Consider the following 5,359-nt stretch of genomic DNA (forward strand, 5'->3'; position numbering starts at 1 on the left):
TGAGGGTCTTCCATGGAGGGGTAAGGAGTACCCGACCGGGAAGCGACTCGCGAAGACAGCACGACGAAGCAGGCAACCCGACCGGAGGGACTGCGCACGGCGGGGGGCCGACGCGTCTGGGTGGGTAGTGCGGTAACGCATGCCTGCCTGGTTAACGTAATGATAACCGTTTACAAAATGAATGGGGAGAGCCCTGTGCCATAAGGCCTGCGGCGTTCTGTCGCACCGGGCCTGCGGATGCCTTGGCCCGGCCAGGCTGAATGGGGAGGAATCACGAAAGGAACTTTCGCGCCCGGCTTACATTTGCCCCCCTATGCTGAGCCGCATTTTTCGTCTCGGTACGGTGGAGAGTTCGTGGGTTCCGGTAGTGACAGACAACAGCTGCGTGCCGGCCACGGCCCCGCGCAGGCAGGACGCAAGCACGCCGCTGGGCGTGTCGGGATCTGGATGACCCTCTCCGCACCGGGCACGCCCGGCCTGTCATCACCCACGCAGGGGCGCCACCGATGAGTGTGCAGTCCGTCATGCACGTGGCCGATGCCGGGCAGGCGATCCTGCCGGCCGAAGCCCCGATGTCGATGCCCGAGCAGTCCTTCAAGGAAGGGCGGCTGCAGGTGCCGCGGCAACGTACTGCGCCACGGCTGATGGCGTTGCGACGCTTCTATATCCTGGGTGGCACGGGGGCGATGACCCTCGCCGCGACCGTGATGATGTGGAAGGTGCTGGCCATGAATGGCATCAGCGTGCTCGAGGCCTGCCTGCTGGTGCTGTTCGTGGCGCTGTTCGCGTGGATCGCGCTGTCGTTCTCCGGCGCGGTGGCCGGCTTCCTCACCGCCGTGTTCGACCGGGGCTACAAGCTCGGCATCGACCCGGACCAGCCGTTGCCGGTCGTCCACACCCGCACCGCGCTGCTGATGCCCACCTACAACGAAGACCCGCGCCGGCTGCTGGCCGGCCTGCAGGCCATCTACGAATCGGTGGCCGACACTGGGCAGCTGGCGCAGTTCGATTTCTTCGTGCTCAGCGACACCCGCCGCGAGGACATCGGCGTGGCCGAGGAGCAGGCGTTCGCGGCATTGTGCGATGCCGTGGGCGGACACGACCGCCTGTTCTACCGGCGGCGCGGCGACAACAGCGGCCGCAAGGCGGGCAACATCGCCGACTGGGTGCGCCGCTTCGGCGGTGGCTACCCGCAGATGCTGATCCTGGACGCCGACAGCCTGATGACCGGCGACACCATCGTGCGCCTGGTGGCGGGCATGGAGCACAACCCCGACGTCGGCCTGATCCAGACCCTGCCGGCGGTGATCGGCGGACGCACGCTGTTCGCGCGCATGCAGCAGTTCGGCGGGCGCGTGTACGGCCCGGTGATCGGCCGTGGCGTGGCCTGGTGGCATGGCGCGGAAAGCAACTACTGGGGCCACAACGCCATCATCCGCACCCAGGCCTTCGCCGAGAACGCCGGCCTGCCCGCTTTGCCGGGGCGCGAGCCGTTCGGTGGCCACGTGCTCAGCCATGATTTCGTCGAAGCGGCGCTGATGCGTCGTGGCGGCTGGGCCACGCACATGGTGCCCTACCTCAAGGGCAGCTATGAAGAAGGCCCGCCCACCCTCACCGACATGCTGGTCCGTGACCGGCGCTGGTGCCAGGGCAACCTGCAGCACGCCAAGGTGGTGGGCTCCAAGGGCCTGCACTGGGTCAGCCGCATGCACATGATGATCGGCATCGGCCATTACTTCACCGCGCCGATGTGGGGCATGTTGATGCTGGTCGGCATTGCCATCCCGCTGTTCCAGGGCGGCATCGATTTCAACGAAGTGCTGCACCTGTCGCCGAGCCTGTACTGGCGCCACCAGGACGAAGAGAAGGTGATCCGCATGTTCGCCATCACCATGGTGGTGCTGCTCACCCCCAAGGTGCTGGGCTACGTGGCCATGCTGCTGGACCGGGTGGAGCGCCGTGGCTGTGGCGGCGGCATCCGCGCACTGTTGTCGATGCTGCTGGAAACTTTGCTGGCCGCGCTGATGGCACCGGTGGTGATGTACGTGCAGTCGCGCGGCGTGGCCGAGGTGCTGGCCGGCAAGGATTCGGGCTGGGATGCGCAGCAGCGCGACGACGGCGGCATCTCGTGGCCCGCCCTCATCCGCGGCTATGGCGGGCTGAGCGTGTTCGGGCTGTTCATGGGCATCCTGGCCTATGCCGTGTCGCCGTCGCTGGCGGCGTGGATGGCCCCGGTGGTGGTGGGCATGGTGCTGGCCATTCCGGTGGTGGCGCTGACCTCCTCGCGCAGTGCCGGCACGCTCATGCATCGGTTGCGGCTGATGGAGATTCCCGAGGAAACCGCACCGCCCAAGGTGCTGGTGCGCGCGGCGGAGCTGCGCAAGGCCGCGGCCGAGGCCAAGGCGCTGGGCTGAACGGCGCGGCATAATGCGGTTCGACCGTAGTGGAGCCGCACCATGCTGGACAGCGTCATCAACGAAACCGGTACCGACCCGCAATGGGCGGTGCTGTGGCTGCACGGCCTGGGCGCCGACGGCAACGACTTCGCCCCCATCGTGCCCGAGCTGCTGCGCCCGCACTGGCCGGCCATCCGCTTCGTGTTCCCGCATGCGCCGGTACAGCCGATCACGATCAACAACGGCGTGCCGATGCGCGCCTGGTACGACATCGTCAGCATGGACTTCCGCTCGCGTGCCGACGCCGCCGGCGTGGCGGCGTCGGTGCAGGCGCTGGATACCCTGATCGACCAGCAGGTGGCCGCCGGCATTCCGGCCGAGCGCATCCTGCTGGCCGGGTTCTCGCAGGGCGGGGCGGTGATCCTGAGCGCGGTGCTGCGTCGCAGCCGGCCGATCGGTGGCCTGATCGCGCTGTCCACCTACCTGCCCGACCCGGAGACCGCTGCCGCCCAGCGTGCCCCGGACGGCATCCGGCCGCCGGTGTTCATGGCCCACGGCGTGCAGGACCCGGTGATTCCGCAGGCAATCGCCGCGCACACCGCGCAGACCCTGAAGGACCTCGGTTTCCCGCTGGAGTGGCACTCCTACCCGATGGCCCACCAGGTCTGCGCCGAGGAACTGGAGGCGCTGGGCGACTGGCTGGACGCACGGTTCCGGGCCGCCTGAGCCATGAACGACCCGCGCCAGCAGCCGTGGTTGCCCGAGCTGTGCCGGTTGCCGCGGCTGGCGGCGATGCTCGGCCTGGCCGAGCTGGTGGTGGTGGTGGTGGCGTTGGCGCCCGATGGCAGCCGCCATTGGAGCGTGTCGGATTTCCTGTCGGCCAGCGGCTTTGCGCTGTGGTTGTCGCTGGCGGTCACGGTGTGCCTGTGCGCGGCGCGCGCCGCGTTGTCGCGGTTGCCTGAAGCGGCCGGTACGGCGCTTGCGGTGGCGATGACCGTGCTGATTGCCGCCGTCTGCGCCGGCATCGTGCACGGCCTGTACGGCGTGCTCGATGCCGGGGGCTTCGCGCGGCACATCGGGTTCTGGCGCTTCACCCTGGGCAGCGCCACCATGACCGCCCTGATCGTGGCGCTGGCGCTGCGCTACTTCTATGTCAGCGACCGCTGGGCCGCGCAGGTGGTGGCCAACGCGCGCGCCCAGGCCGACGCGCTGCAGGCGCGGATCCGCCCGCATTTCCTGTTCAACAGCATGAACCTGATCGCCAGCCTGGTGCGCCGCGACCCGGTGGTGGCCGAGCGCGCCGTGCTGGACCTGTCCGACCTGTTCCGCGCGGCGCTTGGCGCGGGCGAGGGCGACTCCACCCTGCAGGCCGAGTGCGAACTGGCCGAGCGTTACCTGTCGATCGAATCGCTGCGCCTGGGCGAACGCCTGCAGGTGCAGTGGCAGCGCGACGAACCCTTGCCCTGGTCGTTGCCGATGCCGCCGCTGGTGCTGCAGCCGCTGGTGGAAAACGCCGTGCTGCATGGCATCTCGCGGCTGCCGGGGGGCGGCACCATTGTCATCGCGCTGTCGTGCGTGGACGGCCAGCTGCATATCCGGGTGCACAACCCTGCGCCGGACCCGCAGGGTCGCGCGCTGCCGCTGACCCAGGGCGCAGGCCACGCGCAGCGCAGCATCGCCCACCGGCTGGCATGGCGCTTCGGCCCCGCGGCCCGGATGACGGGAGCATGGAGCGACGGCTACTATGCGTGCGACATCACCGTCCCGGTGCCGTGAGGAAACAGCCTTGAAGGTGGTCATTGCCGACGACGAGCCGCTGGCCCGCGAGCGCCTGCGCAGCCTGCTGGCCGAACAGCCCGGGGTGGAGGTGGTGGCCGAGGCCGAGAACGGCGAGCAGGCACTGCATGCCTGCGCCGCGCTGCAGCCGGACCTGGTGCTGCTGGACATCGCCATGCCCGGCCTGGACGGCCTGGAAGCGGCCCGTCACCTGGCCACCTTCGACCCGCGCCCGGCGGTGGTGTTCTGCACCGCCTACGACGCCCACGCGCTGTCGGCCTTCGAGGCCGCCGCCATCGACTACCTGATGAAGCCGGTGCGCCCCGAGCGGCTGGCCGCCGCGCTGGAACGTGCGCGCACCTTCCTGGCCGGGCGCAGCGGACACCCCGGCACGCCCAGCCAGCAGGCCCGCACCCTGTTGTGCGCGCGCCTGCGCGGCAGCCTGCGGCTGATTCCGATCGAGGACATCCACTACCTGCAGGCCGAAGAGAAATACGTGGTGGTGCACCACGCGCGCGGCGAAGACCTCATTGAGGAATCGCTGAAGTCGCTGGAAGAGGAATTCGTCGGCCGGTTCGTGCGCATCCACCGCAACTGCCTGGTGGCCCGCCACGAGCTGCTCGAGCTGCGACGAAATGGCGCAGGCCAGGTCCAGGCCGTGCTGCGCCATGGCAAAGCCCCGCTGGAGGTCAGTCGGCGCTGCGTGGCCAGCATCAAGCAGGATCTCCTGTAGGTATCGATACGCCGCGTGTCCGCGCAGCGAAGCATGCCGCCGTTGGCCGATACGCCCTGCTGCGCGGATAATGGCGGCATGACAACCCTGCGCATCGCCACCCGAAAGAGCCCGCTTGCCCTGTGGCAGAGCGAACACGTCGCCGACCGCCTGCGCCAGGTGCACCCCGGGCTGGACGTGGTGCTGGTGCCGATGAGCACCCGGGGCGATGAAGTGCTCGACCGTTCGCTGGCCGCCATCGGCGGCAAGGGCCTGTTCCTGAAGGAACTGGAGCTGGCGATGCTGCGCGGCGACGCCGATTGCGCGGTGCACTCGCTCAAGGACGTGCCGATGGAGCTGGACGCCCCGTTCGCGCTGCCGGCCATGCTGACCCGCCACGATCCCGCCGACGGCTTCATCTCCAATCTGTATGCCTCGGTGGACGCACTGCCGATCGGCGCACGCGTGGGCACCT

4 protein-coding genes and 1 pseudogene are annotated in these 5,359 nt (G+C 69.2%); all 5 read left to right on the forward strand.

What is annotated here, in order from left to right:
- Nucleotides 1–506 precede the first annotated feature (506 nt).
- Nucleotides 507–2,414 (forward strand): glucans biosynthesis glucosyltransferase MdoH, encoded by a 1,908-nt coding sequence (gene mdoH / locus DBR34_RS13250; RefSeq protein WP_128097137.1) that lies wholly within the window; start codon nucleotides 507–509, stop codon nucleotides 2,412–2,414.
- A gap of 42 nt (nucleotides 2,415–2,456) precedes the next feature.
- Nucleotides 2,457–3,122, forward strand: a complete 666-nt coding sequence (locus DBR34_RS13255) for an alpha/beta hydrolase (RefSeq protein ID WP_038686066.1) — start codon at nucleotides 2,457–2,459, stop codon at nucleotides 3,120–3,122.
- Between the two features lie 3 nt (nucleotides 3,123–3,125).
- The gene (locus DBR34_RS13260) at nucleotides 3,126–4,172 is read left to right on the forward strand and encodes a histidine kinase (protein WP_128097138.1); all 1,047 of its coding nucleotides are present in this window, start codon (nucleotides 3,126–3,128) and stop codon (nucleotides 4,170–4,172) included.
- The gene (locus tag DBR34_RS13265; RefSeq protein ID WP_181393997.1) at nucleotides 4,141–4,905 is read left to right on the forward strand and encodes a LytTR family DNA-binding domain-containing protein; all 765 of its coding nucleotides are present in this window, start codon (nucleotides 4,141–4,143) and stop codon (nucleotides 4,903–4,905) included. The genes DBR34_RS13260 and DBR34_RS13265 overlap by 32 nt, the downstream gene beginning before the upstream one ends.
- A 78-nt stretch (nucleotides 4,906–4,983) precedes the next feature.
- A pseudogene (locus tag DBR34_RS23055) lies at nucleotides 4,984–5,359 on the forward strand (hydroxymethylbilane synthase); the annotation flags it as partial.

Origin of the sequence: Stenotrophomonas sp. HMWF003, from assembly GCF_003061285.1 — a bacterium.
Classification (GTDB): domain Bacteria; phylum Pseudomonadota; class Gammaproteobacteria; order Xanthomonadales; family Xanthomonadaceae; genus Stenotrophomonas; species Stenotrophomonas maltophilia_AP.